The sequence below is a fragment of the Hydrotalea sp. AMD genome (assembly GCF_004100315.1).
GTDB lineage: Bacteria > Bacteroidota > Bacteroidia > Chitinophagales > Chitinophagaceae > Hydrotalea > Hydrotalea flava.
In genome coordinates this window covers 159,561-176,700 of record NZ_SCKY01000006.1, presented here as the reverse complement: position 1 = coordinate 176,700, position 17,140 = coordinate 159,561, and the positions used below count along the sequence as shown (strand labels likewise).

Genomic DNA, 17,140 nt, shown 5'->3' with positions numbered 1-17,140 from the left:
ATGAATAATCCCCGTTTAGCAAACCGGTATGCCAAAAGCCTGATTGATATTAGCATTGAAAGAAATGAGCTTGAAAAAATCATGGCTGATATGCAATACCTTCAAGCTGTTTGTAAGGCCAGCAGGGAGTTTGTAAATCTATTGGAGAGCCCAGTTGTTACTTCCGATAAAAAGAATGCCATTATTAAAGCAGTTACCGGAAAATCAGTAAGTGCATTAACAGCATTGTATCTTGAACTGTTAGTGAAAAAAGGCAGAGAAAATGTGTTACCCGAAATAGCCAATGCATTTATTGAGCATTACAATGCATTAAAAGGCATTCATATTGTAACCCTTACCACAGCAGTTTCCGTTTCAGACAGTTTAAAAAATGCCATTGAAACCAAAGTAAAAACAGCACGTGGATTTGATAAAGTACAGTTGGAAACGAAAGTAGATGAAAGTTTAATTGGCGGCTTTGTATTGAGTTTTCAAAACAATTTGGTAGATGCCAGTGTATTACGCGATTTGAAAGATATCAAAAAACAGTTTCAGCAAAATTTATATGTGCAGCAAATACGATAAACTGCATTAATTTTTTACAATTATAATCATAGCATAAAATCAACAATATGGTAGACATTAAACCAGATGAAATTTCAGCCATACTCAGGCAACAGTTGAGTAATTTCAATGTATCGGCTGAATTGGAAGAAGTGGGTACTGTTTTACAAGTGGGTGATGGTATTGCCCGTGTTTATGGCCTTAACAATGTGCGTTCAGGTGAACTGGTAGAGTTTGATAATGGCGTAAAAGCCATTGCACTTAACCTGGAAGAAGATAATGTAGGGGTGGTATTAATGGGTGAAAGCGAAGGTATTAAAGAAGGTGCCAAAGTAAAAAGAACCGGACAAATTGCCTCTATTAAAGTGGGCGATGGAATGGTGGGCCGTGTATTAAATACACTTGGAGAACCTATTGATGGCAAAGGCCCTATTAAAGGTGAATTGTATGAAATGCCACTGGAACGTAAAGCCCCAGGCGTTATTTTCCGTGAACCTGTGAAAGAACCTTTGCAAACCGGTATTAAAGCCATAGATGCCATGATTCCAATTGGTCGTGGCCAGCGTGAATTGATTATTGGTGACCGCCAAACCGGTAAAACCGCCATTGCTGTTGATACCATTATCAATCAAAAAGAATTTTATGAAGCCGGCAATCCGGTGTATTGTATTTATGTAGCCGTTGGTCAAAAAGCCTCTACTGTTGCCGGTGTAATGAAAACACTGGAAGACAATGGCGCCATGGCTTATACAACTATTGTGGCTGCATCTGCTTCAGATCCGGCTCCATTACAGTTCTATGCACCATTTGCCGGTGCTGCAATTGGTGAATTTTTCCGCGATACCGGAAGACCAGCTCTAATTATTTATGATGATTTATCAAAACAGGCAGTGGCTTACCGCGAAGTATCGCTATTGTTGCGCAGACCCCCAGGCCGTGAAGCATATCCCGGTGATGTATTCTATTTACATAGCCGTTTATTGGAAAGGGCTGCCAAAGTAATTTCCAACGATGATGTGGCAAAAAACATGAACGACCTTCCCGATTCTATCAAACATTTGGTAAAAGGTGGGGGTAGTTTAACAGCTTTACCAATTATTGAAACACAAGCAGGCGATGTATCTGCTTACATTCCTACTAACGTTATTTCAATTACCGATGGCCAAATATTTCTGGAAGGTAACTTGTTTAATGCCGGTATTCGTCCAGCTATTAACGTAGGTATTTCAGTGAGTAGGGTAGGTGGTAATGCCCAAATTAAATCGATGAAAAAAGTAGCCGGTACCTTAAAGTTAGACCAGGCATTGTACCGCGAATTAGAGGCCTTCTCTAAATTTGGTGGCGATTTAGATGCAGCGACCAAATCGGTAATCGATAAAGGTGCCCGTAACGTTGAAATATTGAAACAACCCCAGTATAGCCCCATGAGCGTTGAAAAACAGGTAGCTATTATTTATTTGGGTACACAAGGCTTATTGCGCGATGTGGCTGTAAGTAAAGTAAAGGCATTTGAAGCGCATTTTCTGCTTGAAATGGAGACTAAATTACCCGATGTACTGGCAGAATTTAAAAAAGGCCAGTTAAATGATGAAAGTTTAAAGAAAATGACCGATTTAGCTGCAGGTTTGTATCCACAGTATAAATAATCAATCATATTTAGTACTTTGAAAACTCCGGATTTATTACCGGGGTTTTTGTTTTTACTACAAACAATAGCAAGCAACCGGCTCTATCACAATAAGTTATATCATTTCATCTGCTTCCTTCCCTGTTCATTCCATCATACAAAAGGAGTATTTTAAACCATAGAATCAACTTTTTATAAAATAGTTTAGTGTATAAAATAAACTACTTTATGCTTGTGTTTTTAAATTGAGTATATGAAACAAATTATGCATTTTTCATAGCATTTTTGGCTATGGCAGGAACCAACAGCCCAACAAAAACTTCGGGTTTGGTGAAAGATGTGAAAGGTAAACCCATTCATGGCGTAGGCATTACTTTATTGCAAACCTACGATGGTGTTGTAACAGACAGACAGTCTGGAACAATTTTCGTTCCAAACTTTCAAAAAAGAAGATAAAATTTTTCAAGCCAAAATAATGGGTTATGGATTGAAAGAAGAAAAAATTGTTATTGCCAAAAATGCTCTTGTTGTGGTTTTTGTTTTGAAAGAAGAAGTTTCTGAATTAAAAGCAGTTTCTGTTACAGCAGGTAGTTTTGCTGCCGGCGATAAAAAGCGGGTGGCAACTGTATTAAGTGCGTTGGATATGTACACTACGGGCGGTGTCACTGCCGATGTTACGGCAGCCATTAAAATATTGCCGGTTGCCCAACAGGTAGACGAACAGGAAGGCCTTTTTGTACGGGGTGGCGAAGGCTATGAAACCAAGCAAATAAAATAGATGGTTTTGTGGTGAACAACCCCTATTATGCCAGCTCACCGGGTATTGCCGGCAGAGGGCGTTTTGCACCTTCTTTATTTCAAGGTAATATATTCAGCACCGGCGGTTATTCGGCTATTTACGGGCAGGTATTATCATCAGTATTTCCTCTAATTACTTTTTAAGCGTTACTTCTTTCATAATTTTACTCCAGCTTTCACAAGCAGTTGATTTTTAAGTGAATTTCAAAAAACAGATACTGTTTATTTATTTTTCACAAGAATAATTTACTGTTGTTTATGGATGAGAACTTCAATTTGTTTTAAAATTTTGTTAGCATCTTTCATATCAAAATCTTCATGCAATTTTTTGGGAACGCCCATGCAGGACAAATCGATGTGGACATCAGGCGTTACTGAATGATTACCCAAACATGCTTTTGAGCATGCCAGTGGGCAACCATCTATTACAATAATTTTTCTTCCGGAAGTAGCTGTACGTACAAGATTCTTTACGTTACCTCCAACTCCGGCAATGCATGACATTTCTGCAATATTCATCCTGTCAAGCTGAACAGCAATATAATTTGCCATTTGCGCAGCACTGGAACAGCCAGAGCAGGAATACAACAGTGGTTTATAACCAGTTCTTGTTTTCATAGTGCGAAAAATATTTTTTAAAGCGATAATTTTTCATAAGTCCGATTAAAAATGCAATTACCGGATACTAATTATTTTAATATTAAGCCAATATCGTTGCAATATTTTCATCAGTTTTTGATTGTATTGTATCATTATTCTCATCTTTTTTTAACCCTTTTCTTCTACTGGTTATAAACCAAACAAGTGGTATCACGCCACCTACAGTAAAAATGGAACCACCAACAATACGCAGCCAAGTGAGCGTTTGAAAACCGCTGCTTTCTATAAATGCACTGCTACGGGCATACCATAGTCCTTGTTCTGTTGCTGTTTTAAACTGGTAAATACCTGCAGGAAATAAATCAAGTAATACCATTAGTAACAAACCGATATTAATGGACCAGAATACTGTTTTAATGAGTTTTGGTTTCCACCAATCGGCCTTAAATAATAACTGGCAACAAAATAAAACAGCAGCTACTGCAAGATTGCCATAAACACCCATTAATGCAGCATGGCCATGATTAACGGTTAAATAAGTTCCATGCTCATAATAATTGGCAATAGGAAGATTGATAATAAATCCCAGAACACCTGCTCCAAAAAAATTCCAGAAATTAACAGCTACCAAAAACAGGAACACTTCAGAAAATCCAAAACATTTATTCAAATCTCCATTTATCCGATTATTCGTTTCCAGCAGTTTTGGGAGTTTGCTGAAACGCCATGCTTCTAATGTGAGCAGCACTAAAGGTATTACTTGCAATGTTGAAAACACTGAGCCAAGAGCCATTGTGAAAACCGGCTTAGCATTCCAGTAAAAATTATGTGAAATACCCAGCAAACCAGAACCAAGAAATAATAAGGTTGCTAAATAGATAACACGAATCACAGCCTGCCTGCTTACCAATCCCATCAATACCATAAAGTACCCAATCAGCACTGTGGTGAACACTTCAAAAAAAGCTTCGGCCCACATGTGCACTACCATCCATCTCCAGAAATCAGCAATCACAAAATTGGTTTTGGGTGTTGCAATAAAGCCGGAGATCAATAATAAAATTATACTGAATGTGGCATATACTAACCAGTTAGGTAAAGCCCATGGCTGCTTTAATTTCATAGTGGGTTTAATTCCTCTGTAAATGGTTACTGCCCAGATAATGAATACTACACCCAGTATAATCTGCCATAATTTTCCAAGTTCAACATACTCCCATCCCTGGTTTCCCAGCAAATACCAGTTTTTCCCGGCAAGACCTTTCGGCCCAAGCAACATACCGACAAAGGAACCTCCCACCAGCAATACCGTAAGCCAGAAAATAGTATTAATAAGTGTAACCTGTTTTTTTGATTGATTGGGTGATACAAATGACATCATAAAAAATGACGCGCCAATCCAGCAGATTGATATCCATAGAATGGATAATTGTACATGCCAACTTCTTGTTACAGTAATTGGCAATGCTTCGGAAATATTGAATCCGAAAAAATTTATAAAACCTAAAAAATAATGTACGGTTAAAATACCTGCCAAAACCTGCACAGCAAAAAGTATTATGGCAACATAAAAAAATTTGTAGGTATTTTTTTGAATGGCATCCGGTTGAAACTTTTGTATATCACCTTTTGTCATAAAAGGCTCTGCCTTTTTTGTATAAACATCATCACCCAGCTTATCCAGCTTGCCATGATAAAACAATACGATACCCAACCCAAATATCAACCCCAATGAACCGATAATACTCCATAAAATAATCGTAGCACTCGGTGTATTTCCTGCTGTAGGATCGTAAGGCCAGTTATGTGTATAGCTGTAATGTTCTCCCGGCCTTTCTACGCCACAAACCCATGAACCCCAAAAGAAAAAGGCTGTTAACGACCTTATTTCATTTTCATCCGAAATGTAACCATCTGGTTTAAATGCTCCGGAGGAAGAGGGATTTGTGAATTTTTGGTGATAATATTTTATTAATTCTCTGATTGCAAAAACTTGTGCATCGGAAAGTGTTACACTGTTGTTGTCTTTACTATAATGATTGCTTTTAATTTCTGCTTTTACCTGTTCTGCCACCCCCTTTTTAAGCAAATTGCTATTTGCTCCGGCTTTCAACCGGGATAGATAATAGTCATTCATGTATTGAGAAACATAATGTAAGGCTTCTGCTGTATAGTCTGGGCCACGGTTGGCACCATCACCAAACATACTGCCATATTCCATCAGTGCATATTTTTGAAATAATGCCTGACCTTTTAACACATCCTCCTTTGAAAAAACAGTTTCATTCTTGGCTGAAACATAGTTTGGAATAGGGGGTGCTTCTGTGTAAGTATGTAGCCCAATCATGGTTACGCCTGCTATACTAATTACAAAAATTACTAGTAATGGCAGCCACCAGTTTTTGGGATTAAGCAGGTATCTGATGAAATTATTTTTTGCCATAAATAAATATTTATCGACAAATATAGTAATTAAGGATTAATTTGTCCTTAATTATTTGAATTTATTATTTTCAAAAGTGCCGACTAAAAACTATCCGGTGTTTGAGGACTGGTATCTCAGGCAGGTATATATTATGTTACAAATAATAAAAATTATTAATATTTTATTTCGAACTGGCACATGCCATTGATATTGATGGGTTATACAGGTGTCTGTAAAAATATGCACTGCCTTTCTTACAAATTATAGGTTACTGTTTCAGGGAATTCACCCAAAGATGAGTATATTCCGATACCGGGCTTTGTTTTTGATTTTAAGGAACTAAAACAATTGATAACTGAATCCATTCTCAGGATGATTGACCATAACTTGGGTTATCTAAAAAATTACATAGCAAGGCACCTTCCTATTCATTCTCAGAAAAATTTGATTATACCGAAAATTTAATACATTGTAAAAAATACATGTATTTACAAAAAAATTTTATTTTAAATATTTCCATCTATTACTATAGTGATTGAACTAAAATTAGTAGAAACAAAAGATTCATTTGCAAGTTGCAAGATAAGATGGATTGATACCACAACTTTACGCAGTTACTAAAATAAAATGTAATTTTCTTTTTAAAATCAATTTCATGTTTTCAAAAGCAACAGAATATGCATTAAGAGCAACGATATACATTGCACAAAAAGGCACAGTGGAAAACAAAATCGTAATTGGAGAAATTTCTAAGGCCATTGATGCGCCTCAATCATTTACCGCTAAAATATTACAGGCACTTAGAAAGGACAATAAAATCATCCGATCTGTCAGTGGACCTAACGGCGGATTTTTTATGACTGAAAAAGCGAAAAAACTGCCGGTTCGCACCATCCTTAAGGCAATGGGAGAAGATGAAGTGCTGGATAAATGTGTGTTAGGTTTGGATAAATGTTCTGAGACACAACCTTGCCCTATGCATTCGAAATATAAAATAATAAAAGAACAGTTGATAGCATTATTTGAAACTAAAACTATTCAGCAACTGGCAGATGATATAAAGAATGGTGATGTGTTTATCAATAATAAGGATAAACAGAAATTGAAGTTAAAATAACTGTTATTTCTGTAGCAGAACTGACTAATAAAGTAATCAAAACCCATTCTAATTTTTTCCATAATGAGGCTTTTGCGCCAATTGTTGTGTTTAATAGTATTGTTTTTGAAGCATCTGTTTTTTAATGAGGTGCATTTGTGCGTAATTAATATGGCAATCATTTGCAGCCAATCCAAGAAAGATTTATCAGAAAATTTAAGCCCATGTTCTTGGGTGGTTTGCTTTGTATAATTTGTTTTGTCGCCTCCTGTTTTTTTAATACTACTTTCGATTTTTTATTACAAACCATTGCAGTTGTTTTTAGTTGGTTAATTCCTGTAATATTATTGCGTAATGATATTTAAAGCAGCCGGCCATTCATGTTTAAAGAGTTGGATCCAATATTGTATTCTCAATTAAGACTTGCGGTGATGAGTTTGTTAATTACTGTGCAGGAAGCTGATTTTTATTTTATTAAAGAAAAAACAAATGCAACTGCGGATAACTTGTCGGTATAAATTTAAAAATTAAAAGAAGCCGGCTATGTAGAAGTAGAAAAAAATTCAGTAATAATTATCCTTTAACCATTTGTAAAATAACTCCCAAAGGTATTGAAGCCTTTGAAGCCTATGTAAAAGTGTTGCAGGAATATTTAAATGCCGGAAAAAAGTAATCCATCATTTTTGCGAGGCAAAGCCTAATTTTTCTAATACTACTTTTGCCATTTTGTACAATGCTTCATGGCTGTAGCCCGCAATATGCGGCGTAATGAGTACATTCGGTTGCTGCATTAACCAGTTTAACTGTTCTTTTTCAGTAGTTGTGTATTGGTCTAACTGTTCATTCTCTAATACATCTAAACCGGCAGCTTTAATTCTTTTATTGCTCAATGCATGGATTAAAGCATTGGTATCAGTTACTTTTCCTCTGCAAAGGTTCAGAAAATAAGGTGTTCTTTCCAAGGCATTGAAAAATGATGTATTGGCCAAATGACGTGTTTCTGATGTAAGTGGCACATGCAGGCTGATTACATCGGCATAGCGTTGAATTTGTTCAATGTTTGCTTCATGTATGTATCCTTTTGCAAAATCAGATTTGTATTTGTCATAAGCCAAAACGGTAACATTAAATGATGCTAAAATTTTCGCAAAGGCACTACCGTTATTTCCAAACCCGATAATACCGATTGTTTTGCCAAAAAGTTCTTCACCACGGTTCGCATCTCTTAGCCATTTGCCTTCCTTTACTTCCAAATAGCTTTTGGTAATGTGGTTCATTAAGTTCAGCAACATACCCAGACCATGTTCTGCCACAGCATTTCTGTTGCCTTCGGGACTGCTTACACATGCAATGTTTTTGCTTTCTGCATAAGCCACATCTATCATTTCCATACCACTGCCTAAGCGGCCAATCCATTTAAGTTCATGTGCAGCATCTAGCATAGGTTTATCTATAGCTAATTTGGTAGTAACAATTAATCCACTGGCTTTTCCAATTATTCCTAATAGCTCATTATATTGAATGCCGGGTTTATAAATTACTTCCCATCCATTTTTTTCAAATGTTTCATTTAAAATAGGATGGCATTTAGCGGTAATAATTACTTGTGGCTTCATGGTTTAATCTTTGCTATCTGTAAATACTTATAATGCAGACTTCATTTTAAAAGTAAGTTGTGCAAAATCGGCTACCGATAATTGTTCGGCACGTTTATTAAAAATTTCAGCCTGTAAAGTATCGGCATCAAATAAATTTTTTACGGCATTGCGTAACATTTTTCTTCGTTGGTTAAAAGCTGTTTTTACTAACAGAAAAAAATGTTTTTCGCTTAACATGTTTTCTACAACTGTTTTTCTTTGTAGTTCAATTACTCCGCTCATTACTTTAGGGGGAGGCTTAAAAGCGGTGGGTTCAATGCTAAATAAATATTCAACCTGGTAAAATGCTTGTATTAGCACACTTAAAATTCCATACGTTTTACTGTTGGGTTTTGCAGCAACCCTTTGTGCTACTTCTTTTTGAAACATGCCAATAACAACCGGTACTTGCTGTTTCCATTCCAAAATTTTAAATAGAATTTGCGAAGAAATGTTGTAAGGAAAATTGCCAATTACGGTAAAATGGGTGGTAAAAGGGGCATCCATTTCCAGCATATCGGTATGGATAATATTATTTTTTAAATTTGGATATGTTTTTTTCAGATAGGTAACTTTTTCCGTATCTATTTCAACGGCCTTCAAATCAATATTGGGAATTTGTAATAAATATTTGGTTAATGCGCCGCCACCGGACCCCACTTCCAGCAATTGACTAAAATTGTTTTTTTGTAATGCTGCAACTATTTTTTTACAAATGGCTTCATTTACCAAAAAATGTTGCCCCAACGATTTTTTTAATTGGTATTCCATTGCTGCAAAAATAACCATTTGTAGAGGCTGATATTCTGTTTCAGTTAAGTATTTGTATGGTACTTTCACACACTATTCTCCTTAACTTTACCTTTTAATGTTTTATTATGAGCAATGAACTGCTAAAACCTGTTATAGGCATTACTTCCGGCGATTTAAATGGTATTGGTATTGAATTAATTATTAAATCGCTATCTGACCATCGTATACTTGATATCTGTATTCCGGTGGTTTTTTCGGGCAACAAGAGTATTAATTTTTACAGAAAAAGTTTACCAGACTATAATTTTACTTACAATAGCACCAAAGATTTTTCTAAATTAAGCCATAAGCAGGTTAATTTATTCAGTTGTTGGGAAGAAGAAGTAGCAATTCAGCCCGGTGTGTTAAATGCCACAGGTGGCGAGTATGCTTTACGTTCGCTTGAAGTGGCGGTTAAAGCATTGAAGGAGGGGAATATTCATGGCTTGGTTACTGCACCCATTCATAAACAAAATATACAATCTGAAACTTTTCAGTATACCGGGCATACACCTTATTTGAAAGCTCAGTTTCAGGCAGATGATGTAGTAATGATGATGGTTGCCGAAAATATGCGTGTGGCAGTTGTTACAGAACATATTCCCGTAAAAGAAATTGCAGGACTGATTACCAGGGAAAATATTTTAAGAAAAATAAAAATTATGCACCAAAGCCTGCAAACTGATTTTGGAATAGAAAAGCCACGTATTGCTGTTTTAGGTTTAAATCCACATGCAGGCGATGAAGGCTTAATAGGAACAGAAGAGGAAACCATTATAAAACCTGCCATTAAAGATGCCAAACACAATATGTTGGTTTTTGGGCCTTATAGTGCTGATGCATTTTTTGCAAGAGCGCAATACAATCAGTTTGATGCTGTATTGGCCATGTATCACGATCAGGGTCTGATCCCTTTTAAATCATTGGCCTTAGGTGAAGGCATCAATTATACAGCAGGATTGCCTGCTGTAAGAACAAGCCCTGACCACGGTACGGCATTTGACATTGCAGGAAAAGGAAAAGCAGACCATACTTCATTTATTGCTGCCATTTTTGAAGCCATAGATATTATTAGAACCAGACAGGGTTATAAAGATGCTCGTGCTAATCCTATGAAAAAAATGAGCGCACGAATTTTAGCCAATGCGGTAGATGAAAAAGTAGAAGAATAATTTTAACCAACTGATATGGCTGTTTATACCATTGCCAGTTCAACCATGCTGGTGCAAATTGCCGATAAAGGTGCTGAGTTACAGCGCATCTTCCATACAACAACAGGATTAGAATATTTATGGAATGGCAATCCAACATACTGGGCTAAAAAAAGTCCCGTATTATTTCCCATTGTAGGCGGTTTAAAACAAAATAATTATTATTTTAATAACAAAGCCTATCATTTAAGCAGGCATGGTTTTGCAAGAGATATGGTTTTTACGGTGCAAAAACATACTGACAATTCGATTCAGTTCATATTAACCAATTCTATTGAAACTTTACAGGTTTATCCATTTCGGTTTCATTTCTCCATTACTTATACCATCAGTAACAATATACTTACCGTTGAGTATATCGTTGAGAATACAGATTCATATGATATGTATTTCTCTTTAGGTGCACATCCGGCATTTGCAGTACCCCTTACTACCGATACAGTTTATGAAGATTATTTTTTACAATTTAATCAAGTTGAAAATATGGGTATTTGGCCGTTAACGGATGATGGCTTGTTGCACGAAGATCCGGTGCCTTTTTTAAAGAATAGTAATACTATTGCATTACACAAATCGTTGTTCTATAAAGATGCATTGGTATTTAAACACCTGGTTTCTAACAGCGTTCAATTATGCAACACAAAAAACAAACATGGTATTACCTTACAATTTCCTGATTTTCCATACTTAGGAATTTGGGCTGCCAAAGATGCTGATTTTGTTTGTATAGAACCATGGTGCGGGGTTGCCGACAGTGAAAATACCCATCAGCAACTGATTCAAAAAGAAGGGATATATGTATTAGCGCCACATTCAAAATTTAATCGTACCTGGTCGTTAAAAATATATTAATTATTGAATATACCTTGCGGTAAGCCTTTATTAATGGTGTATGAAGCATAATCAATTTCAACCTTTCCATTTTTTTGTTGCATTTTTTTCCTGTCTGTATCAGTAAGTGGTTCATCCATTTCTAAAGTAACACCCTTGGGTATTTTATAATTTTGAGTGTTGAAAGTAAAAATCACTTTATCCGGTAAGCCCAAATTACTGTATCGGCCATATTGCATATTAATTTGGTAAGTACCATTTTCTTTAGTTGTGGTAATAGCTTTTCTAATCAGCAGGTTTTTTTCATCTATGTATAAAGTGGTTAAAACAATATCATTATTTTCATTCATAGGTAACAGCTTTACTATTCTCGTTGGAAAGCCATCTGTTACGGTATTACCGGCAAATAGTGCCACATAACTTTTAGTAGCCATAATTGCATTCATGTTTACAGTAACGCCACCCTTGGGTAAAATTGAAATACCGCCTTCACGAATCAATCGAAAATAATCGGGCTGTTTGTAATAAATTTTTACGGTGCCCACCGGTGCTTTAATAAAAGCTACATCTGTCTTCATTCGGCCGGTAGCAACATAATCATGCACCTGGTCTAACTTTTGTTTTACTTTTTCAATTAATGCTGTTTCATCTTGTGCGGCACTATACTGTACATGCATCAATGCAAGTAACAATGCACATAGAATTTTTATTCCCTTCATTCCAATTTATTTTCGATGTTCAAAAAAAACGATTTGTACTGTTTGGTTAGGTTAATATATCCTTCCTTTTAAAAACAAATATAGCCACACCTACAAACAGCACAATATGCGCTGCCAATATCCATGCCGATTGAATAATTTGCTTTTTGTTTTGCAGCGTACCTTTTAATGCGGTATTATCGGTATTTACTTTTAAATCAAAATACTCCTTCCAGGCAACCATGTGGGTTGTAAATAAATAAGGTTGAATTTTTTGAAAAATAGGAATACTCATGGTGCTTAAAATAGTAAAGAATATAATAATGCTGATGGTAGCTACAATAGGCCCAATTGAGTTTTCTGCAAATACCGATAATAAAAAACTTAAAGCCGCCACCGTTAGCATAGCCAATAAAGCAAATCCAAATGCACCAACATAGCGCCAAAAAACATCATCTTTACTCATTTGCACTAAGTAACGGGTTTTTTGTATAATTAAATCATCGGTGCCAAACAGCCATATACTAACAAAAAGTGCTAAAACAGCCATCCAAACCAATAATAAAAATGTGTAAATAGCTGCTGCAATAAATTTTGCCATCATTATTTCGTATCTGCTTACAGGTTGGGTAAGCATGAGCCGTAAAGTACCAATATTGGCTTCGCCACTAACCATATCTGCAGCAACCAAGGCAATTAAAAGGGGCACGTGTACCAATAACAATTGCAGAATAATATAACATACCAAATAACCATTGAGTAGTTTACCATCAAAAGTAAATGACTGTTCTACATTGCTCATTACAAAATTAACATAAGCATCGCCATCTAATTTTAAACCCAGTTGTATAATGCCAATTAATCCTGCAATGGCTATAAAAGCAATATAGGTTCTGGGGCGTTTAAAAATTTTATAAAGTTCTACCTGTAGTAGTGTAAACATTCAACAAAATATTAATGGTTTAAAATAAGTGTATCTGTATTGCTATTGGCGGTAACCTGTAAAAAATAATCTTCTAAACTATGTCTGGGTTGTAACATTAAAAGTTGAATATTCAGATTGAATAATGCTCTGTTAAAATCGGGAATTTGGTCATGATGCATTTTTAAAAATATATTGGGCCCTCTGTTCAATTGAAGATGGGGTTGCCATTTTGAAGCTTTTAAAATTGCTAAAGAAGCAATATTGTTGGTGGTTTCTATTTCTACAATGGTTTCAGCAGGATTAAATAAAGCTGCGGCACTGTCGGCAATAATTTTTTTGCCTTTATCAATAATCAGAATATGTGTGGCCATCTGCTCAATCTCGCTCAATAAATGTGATGAAAGCAATATGGTTTTTTGTTGTTCTTTGCTGAGTTGCACAATTAAGCGCCTGATGTCTGCAATACCCTGTGGGTCTAATCCGTTGGTAGGTTCATCCAGAATAATGAGTGAAGGATTGTGAATTAAAGCAATGCCAATTCCCAGCCTTTGTTTCATTCCCTGCGAAAAAGTCTTTACTTTATTTTTTGCTCTGTCTGCCAAACCAACCTGTTCCAATTGGTTCATTAACTGCAAATGGGTAGGATGCATGCCATTTAAACAGGCAAACATTTTTAAGTTATCATAGGCCGATAAATAACCATATAAATCGGGTCTTTCAATAATGGCGCCAATATTTTTGAAAATTTTCTTGCGGTGTTGTTGCAATGGAAGACCAAAAAAACGGATATTACCTTCGGTAGGTGTAATGAGCGATAGCAGCATGCGGATAGTAGTGCTTTTCCCGGCTCCATTTTGGCCTAAAAATCCGTAAACCGAACCGGCGGGTACGGTAAAAGAAAGGTCATTGACTGCTACAATATCTCCAAATTGTTTGGATAGGTTTTGTACCTGAATAATGGGTTCCATGTGGTTCAATAACAACAAATGTAGCAGATGGTTGTTAATACGTAAGATAACTTGCTGATTTTTTAACAGAGCTAAATAATAAAGGCCCCTTCAGTAAAATATGCAATAGGGTATAAAGCTGTAAATTTTATAATTAGCTTACTTTTTTAAATTAGAATGCTTAATTTTGTGATTACTGCAACGCTACAGGAATATGTGGCGTTGTATTTTTTTATGTCTGCTAAAAACGTTGGCTATGAGTGAATATGTAACTAAAGAGACTTTTGAAAAAATGCGGGAAGAATTGCAACGCATGAAAACCGTTGATCGTCCGGCTGCAGCCAGGGCAATTGCTGAAGCTCGTGAAAAGGGTGATTTAAAAGAAAACGCAGAATATGATTCTGCAAAAGAAGCGCAAGGAATGCTGGAAGCCAGAATTAAACAATTAGAGGGGATTATTGCGAACTCAAAAATAGTAGATCCCGAAACCATTGATACCAGCAGGGTAGCCGTTTTAACCAAAGTTACCGTTGTAAATATGGCCACTAAAAAAACATTTACTTACCAAATTGTGGGTGAAAAGGAAGCTAATTTAAAAGAGGGTAAAATTTCGGCCAGTTCCCCAATTGGGAAGGGCTTATTGGGCAAAGCAGTTGGTGAAGTTGCTGAAATACAGGCGCCTGCCGGTATGATTAAATTTAAAGTTGAAAATATTACGATTTAATTTTTCCGATTCAAATAAAAGCCTCATTTGCATTTTTTGTGAATGAGGCTTTTTAGCTTTGTAACGTGTGTTTTTATTCAACCCTTAATTTAATTTTATGACGATATTTTCAAAAATTATCCGTGGCGATATTCCTTCCTACCGCATTGCAGAGAACGATCAATTCTATGCCTTTTTAGATATTTTCCCTTTCACAAAAGGCCATACGCTGGTAATTCCAAAAATAGAAACTGATAAGCTTTTTGAATTGCCATCTCAGTATTTAGCGGGCATTTTACCTTTTGCACAGCCTATTGCACAGGCCATTCAAAAAGCCTATCCATGTAACCGTGTAAACATACTTACATTGGGTTTTGAAGTACCCCATGCACATCTTCATTTAATACCGATGGATGGCATGCAGGATGTACATTTGCTCAACAAAAAATTGCGATTAACACAAGAGGAATTGGCAGAAGTGCAACAAAATATATTACAATATTTATAGGAACGGGCTGAATGAAGTGCTATTGGGTTTTCTTTTTCTTCTCCTGCTGTTGAATGTAATCAGCCCAATTTTTAAATCCTTTTTGTGTCTGCCCCAATATACTATTGGTTTGGTAATAGTGGCACAATGCCACACTTAAAGCATCGGAGGCATCAAAATATTTTGGTTTTGTTTCAATGTGCAAAATCTGCTGCAGCATTTTCCATACCTGCTCCTTATCGGCATTACCGTTTCCTGTAATAGATTGTTTTACTTTTTTGGGAGAATATTCTGTTACAGGTATTTTATACTGCATGGCAGCTGCAATAGCCACACCCTGGGCCCTGCCCAATTTTAGCATGCTTTGTATATTTTTGCCAAAGAAAGGCGCCTCAATGGCAAAGGAATGGGGTTTGTACGTGCTGATTAAGCTGCAAATTTTTGTATGAATTTTTTCTAATCTTTCATAAATGTCATCATACTTTGTTAAACTAAGTACATCCATCGTGATTAATACCAGCTGGTTATTTTGTACAGCCAGTAAGGCATACCCCATTAACTGCGAGCCCGGGTCTATTCCTAAAATTATATTTTTTTTATGCATGTAATTGGTGTTGGTGTTACAATCTTCCTGTCTTTATCCCTATGAATGAATTAAAATGTTAGGTGAATGTATGTAATTCAACCCATGGGTTTCTAAATATGGTTTATTCCCTATTACTTTGCTGCTAAATTATTCGTTCTGAACAAGCGGTTTAAAATATTTATCAATTATTTTCTGGGGCCGGTATTATTTATCTGGTTAGTTTTTTCTATTTATCATCAAATTCAGCATCAAAAAAATATAGAGGGGGCATTGCAGGTATTATGGATTTCTTTAACCGGAACAGAATGGTGGAAGTTGGTGGCTGTTTTGTTGTTGATGCTGGTAAATTGGGGTATTGAAGCTAAAAAATGGCAGTTTCTATTACAAACCATTCAGGTAATTGGTTATACAAAAGCATTTAAAGCGGTTTTAACAGGGCAGGCATTTGCCATCAATTCGCCCAATAATGTGGGTGAATATGTAGGTAGAATGATGTATTTAGATGAAGGAAACAGGTTGCGGTCAGTTGCTTTAAACATGGTAGCCAGTATAAGTCAGTTAGTCATCACTTTTATAGCCGGCATTGCAGCTTGGCTGTATTTAAAGCATATTGGAATAGAAGCACTGAGCAAACTTTCTGATGCTGTGCAGTATTGGTTACAGAATATGTTATGGGTAATCGTACTGTTTACAGTAGTACTGGTATTTGTTTATTATAACTTATCCGGCATAACAAAGTTGATAGAAAAATTGTCTCTTGTAAAAAAATACAGTTATTTTTTTACAAACATTGCCACTTTAAATTGGAAGGAATTAACAACAGTTTTAATTTTTTCCGCTCTTCGTTTTGTAATTTTCCTTTTGCAATATGTGCTGATGTTACAGGTTTGTGGCGTTCATGAAAATGTGCTGGTATTGGTATGTATTACGGCAGTGTTTTTTTTGGCATTGGCTATTGTGCCTACCATTGCTTTGGCCGAGGTAGGCATTCGTGGCGCATTGAGTTTACAATTATTTGGTTTGGTTAGCAGCAATATGCTAGGTATATTGTTTGCGGCTACCGGTATTTGGTTGATTAATCGAATTATTCCGGCTTCGGCAGGCAGTATGTTGGTACTGCGTATTAAATTATTTAAAAAATAAATGTACATTGAAGAAAATGTGTCAAAAAAATTGCAACCTTTCATTCAAATGGCTGTAATTGTAAAGAACACGAATCATTGATTTTATATTT

Annotated in this window: 21 protein-coding genes; 13 read left to right on the top strand and 8 right to left on the bottom strand. The window is 36.0% G+C overall.

Translation table 11 applies throughout. The features are described from left to right. From atpH to EO766_RS06075, 5 genes are all read left to right on the top strand, one after another. Positions 1 to 564: an ATP synthase F1 subunit delta gene (atpH, locus tag EO766_RS06095; protein WP_074420359.1), complete on the top strand. Its 564-nt coding sequence runs from the start codon at positions 1 to 3 to the stop codon at positions 562 to 564. Between the two features lie 47 nt (positions 565 to 611). After that, complete coding sequence (gene atpA, locus EO766_RS06090) at positions 612 to 2,189, top strand: F0F1 ATP synthase subunit alpha (protein ID WP_074420360.1); 1,578 nt, start codon at positions 612 to 614, stop codon at positions 2,187 to 2,189. A gap of 272 nt (positions 2,190 to 2,461) precedes the next feature. Continuing rightward, entirely contained in the window at positions 2,462 to 2,626 is a 165-nt protein-coding gene (locus EO766_RS06085) for a hypothetical protein (protein WP_179852371.1), read from the top strand. A gap of 19 nt (positions 2,627 to 2,645) precedes the next feature. Beyond that, the gene (locus EO766_RS06080) at positions 2,646 to 2,948 is read left to right on the top strand and encodes a hypothetical protein (protein WP_074420361.1); all 303 of its coding nucleotides are present in this window, start codon (positions 2,646 to 2,648) and stop codon (positions 2,946 to 2,948) included. Positions 2,949 to 2,956: 8 nt separating this feature from the next. Further along, positions 2,957 to 3,112: a hypothetical protein gene (locus EO766_RS06075; RefSeq protein ID WP_179853771.1), complete on the top strand. Its 156-nt coding sequence runs from the start codon at positions 2,957 to 2,959 to the stop codon at positions 3,110 to 3,112. Between the two features lie 102 nt (positions 3,113 to 3,214). On the opposite strand, the gene EO766_RS06070 is transcribed toward EO766_RS06075, so the two are convergent. Both EO766_RS06070 and EO766_RS06065 read right to left on the bottom strand, forming a co-directional pair. Continuing rightward, positions 3,215 to 3,586 carry a putative zinc-binding protein gene (locus EO766_RS06070; RefSeq protein ID WP_074420362.1) on the bottom strand — a complete coding sequence of 124 codons (372 nt, stop codon included), beginning with the start codon at positions 3,584 to 3,586 and terminating at the stop codon, positions 3,215 to 3,217. Between the two features lie 82 nt (positions 3,587 to 3,668). Then, on the bottom strand, positions 3,669 to 6,011 hold the full coding sequence (locus tag EO766_RS06065) for a nitric-oxide reductase large subunit (protein WP_074420363.1): 2,343 nt from the start codon (positions 6,009 to 6,011) through the stop codon (positions 3,669 to 3,671). Between the two features lie 637 nt (positions 6,012 to 6,648). Between EO766_RS06065 and EO766_RS06060 the strand changes: the two genes are divergently transcribed. From EO766_RS06060 to EO766_RS18395, 3 genes are all read left to right on the top strand, one after another. Then, entirely contained in the window at positions 6,649 to 7,110 is a 462-nt protein-coding gene (locus EO766_RS06060) for an RrF2 family transcriptional regulator (RefSeq protein ID WP_074420369.1), read from the top strand. 359 nt (positions 7,111 to 7,469) lie between these two features. After that, positions 7,470 to 7,607, top strand: a complete 138-nt coding sequence (locus EO766_RS18400; RefSeq protein ID WP_353744826.1) for a transcriptional regulator — start codon at positions 7,470 to 7,472, stop codon at positions 7,605 to 7,607. Continuing rightward, positions 7,604 to 7,762, top strand: a complete 159-nt coding sequence (locus tag EO766_RS18395) for a transcriptional regulator (protein WP_353744827.1) — start codon at positions 7,604 to 7,606, stop codon at positions 7,760 to 7,762. Before EO766_RS18400 ends, EO766_RS18395 begins: the two co-directional genes overlap by 4 nt. 4 nt (positions 7,763 to 7,766) lie before the next feature. Here EO766_RS18395 and EO766_RS06055 read toward each other — a convergent pair whose 3' ends face one another. Then, complete coding sequence (locus tag EO766_RS06055; protein ID WP_074420364.1) at positions 7,767 to 8,705, bottom strand: NAD(P)-dependent oxidoreductase; 939 nt, start codon at positions 8,703 to 8,705, stop codon at positions 7,767 to 7,769. 27 nt (positions 8,706 to 8,732) lie between these two features. Further along, positions 8,733 to 9,566, bottom strand: coding sequence for a 16S rRNA (adenine(1518)-N(6)/adenine(1519)-N(6))-dimethyltransferase RsmA (gene rsmA, locus EO766_RS06050; RefSeq protein ID WP_287100800.1), 834 nt, complete (start codon positions 9,564 to 9,566; stop codon positions 8,733 to 8,735). Positions 9,567 to 9,604: 38 nt separating this feature from the next. Here rsmA and pdxA point away from each other — a divergent pair, with 38 nt between their 5' ends. Together pdxA and EO766_RS06040 are read left to right on the top strand one after the other, a co-directional pair. Beyond that, complete coding sequence (gene pdxA / locus EO766_RS06045) at positions 9,605 to 10,690, top strand: 4-hydroxythreonine-4-phosphate dehydrogenase PdxA (protein WP_074420366.1); 1,086 nt, start codon at positions 9,605 to 9,607, stop codon at positions 10,688 to 10,690. A gap of 15 nt (positions 10,691 to 10,705) precedes the next feature. Further along, a complete protein-coding gene (locus tag EO766_RS06040) occupies positions 10,706 to 11,581 on the top strand; it encodes an aldose 1-epimerase family protein (RefSeq protein ID WP_074421015.1) in 876 nt (291 codons plus the stop codon). On the opposite strand, the gene EO766_RS06035 is transcribed toward EO766_RS06040, so the two are convergent. From EO766_RS06035 to EO766_RS06025, 3 genes are read right to left on the bottom strand one after another with little or no spacing between them, the layout of a single operon-like run. Further along, complete coding sequence (locus EO766_RS06035) at positions 11,578 to 12,279, bottom strand: LolA family protein (RefSeq protein ID WP_074421014.1); 702 nt, start codon at positions 12,277 to 12,279, stop codon at positions 11,578 to 11,580. The genes EO766_RS06040 and EO766_RS06035 overlap by 4 nt on opposite strands. 46 nt (positions 12,280 to 12,325) lie before the next feature. Beyond that, positions 12,326 to 13,201 (bottom strand): ABC transporter permease, encoded by an 876-nt coding sequence (locus EO766_RS06030; RefSeq protein WP_074421013.1) that lies wholly within the window; start codon positions 13,199 to 13,201, stop codon positions 12,326 to 12,328. An 11-nt stretch (positions 13,202 to 13,212) separates the two neighbouring features. Then, the gene (locus EO766_RS06025) at positions 13,213 to 14,151 is read right to left on the bottom strand and encodes an ABC transporter ATP-binding protein (protein WP_074421012.1); all 939 of its coding nucleotides are present in this window, start codon (positions 14,149 to 14,151) and stop codon (positions 13,213 to 13,215) included. Positions 14,152 to 14,386: 235 nt separating this feature from the next. Between EO766_RS06025 and greA the strand changes: the two genes are divergently transcribed. Both greA and EO766_RS06015 read left to right on the top strand, forming a co-directional pair. Then, positions 14,387 to 14,854 (top strand): transcription elongation factor GreA, encoded by a 468-nt coding sequence (gene greA / locus EO766_RS06020; RefSeq protein ID WP_074421011.1) that lies wholly within the window; start codon positions 14,387 to 14,389, stop codon positions 14,852 to 14,854. 97 nt (positions 14,855 to 14,951) lie between these two features. Next, positions 14,952 to 15,341, top strand: a complete 390-nt coding sequence (locus EO766_RS06015; RefSeq protein WP_074421010.1) for an HIT family protein — start codon at positions 14,952 to 14,954, stop codon at positions 15,339 to 15,341. A gap of 19 nt (positions 15,342 to 15,360) precedes the next feature. On the opposite strand, the gene ruvC is transcribed toward EO766_RS06015, so the two are convergent. Further along, positions 15,361 to 15,924, bottom strand: coding sequence for a crossover junction endodeoxyribonuclease RuvC (gene ruvC / locus EO766_RS06010; protein ID WP_074421009.1), 564 nt, complete (start codon positions 15,922 to 15,924; stop codon positions 15,361 to 15,363). A gap of 252 nt (positions 15,925 to 16,176) precedes the next feature. On the opposite strand from ruvC, the gene EO766_RS06005 reads away from it, so the two are divergent. Continuing rightward, positions 16,177 to 17,049: a lysylphosphatidylglycerol synthase domain-containing protein gene (locus EO766_RS06005; RefSeq protein WP_074421008.1), complete on the top strand. Its 873-nt coding sequence runs from the start codon at positions 16,177 to 16,179 to the stop codon at positions 17,047 to 17,049. Positions 17,050 to 17,140: the final 91 nt, after the last annotated feature.

What these genes read in the sequence shown, in the direction of transcription:
- EO766_RS18400 (WP_353744826.1), top strand. Translation starts at nt 7,470, where the DNA reads ATGTTTAAAGAGTTGGATCCAATATTGTATTCTCAATTAAGACTTGCG.
- pdxA (WP_074420366.1), top strand. Translation starts at nt 9,605, where the DNA reads ATGAGCAATGAACTGCTAAAACCTGTTATAGGCATTACTTCCGGCGAT.
- EO766_RS06015 (WP_074421010.1), top strand. Translation starts at nt 14,952, where the DNA reads ATGACGATATTTTCAAAAATTATCCGTGGCGATATTCCTTCCTACCGC.
- EO766_RS06085 (WP_179852371.1), top strand. Translation starts at nt 2,462, where the DNA reads ATGGCAGGAACCAACAGCCCAACAAAAACTTCGGGTTTGGTGAAAGAT.
- atpH (WP_074420359.1), top strand. Translation starts at nt 1, where the DNA reads ATGAATAATCCCCGTTTAGCAAACCGGTATGCCAAAAGCCTGATTGAT.
- EO766_RS06060 (WP_074420369.1), top strand. Translation starts at nt 6,649, where the DNA reads ATGTTTTCAAAAGCAACAGAATATGCATTAAGAGCAACGATATACATT.
- EO766_RS06040 (WP_074421015.1), top strand. Translation starts at nt 10,706, where the DNA reads ATGGCTGTTTATACCATTGCCAGTTCAACCATGCTGGTGCAAATTGCC.
- EO766_RS06080 (WP_074420361.1), top strand. Translation starts at nt 2,646, where the DNA reads ATGGGTTATGGATTGAAAGAAGAAAAAATTGTTATTGCCAAAAATGCT.
- EO766_RS06070 (WP_074420362.1), bottom strand. Translation starts at nt 3,586, where the DNA reads ATGAAAACAAGAACTGGTTATAAACCACTGTTGTATTCCTGCTCTGGC.
- EO766_RS06055 (WP_074420364.1), bottom strand. Translation starts at nt 8,705, where the DNA reads ATGAAGCCACAAGTAATTATTACCGCTAAATGCCATCCTATTTTAAAT.
- EO766_RS06065 (WP_074420363.1), bottom strand. Translation starts at nt 6,011, where the DNA reads ATGGCAAAAAATAATTTCATCAGATACCTGCTTAATCCCAAAAACTGG.
- EO766_RS06035 (WP_074421014.1), bottom strand. Translation starts at nt 12,279, where the DNA reads ATGAAGGGAATAAAAATTCTATGTGCATTGTTACTTGCATTGATGCAT.
- greA (WP_074421011.1), top strand. Translation starts at nt 14,387, where the DNA reads ATGAGTGAATATGTAACTAAAGAGACTTTTGAAAAAATGCGGGAAGAA.
- atpA (WP_074420360.1), top strand. Translation starts at nt 612, where the DNA reads ATGGTAGACATTAAACCAGATGAAATTTCAGCCATACTCAGGCAACAG.
- EO766_RS06025 (WP_074421012.1), bottom strand. Translation starts at nt 14,151, where the DNA reads ATGGAACCCATTATTCAGGTACAAAACCTATCCAAACAATTTGGAGAT.
- ruvC (WP_074421009.1), bottom strand. Translation starts at nt 15,924, where the DNA reads ATGCATAAAAAAAATATAATTTTAGGAATAGACCCGGGCTCGCAGTTA.
- EO766_RS06030 (WP_074421013.1), bottom strand. Translation starts at nt 13,201, where the DNA reads ATGTTTACACTACTACAGGTAGAACTTTATAAAATTTTTAAACGCCCC.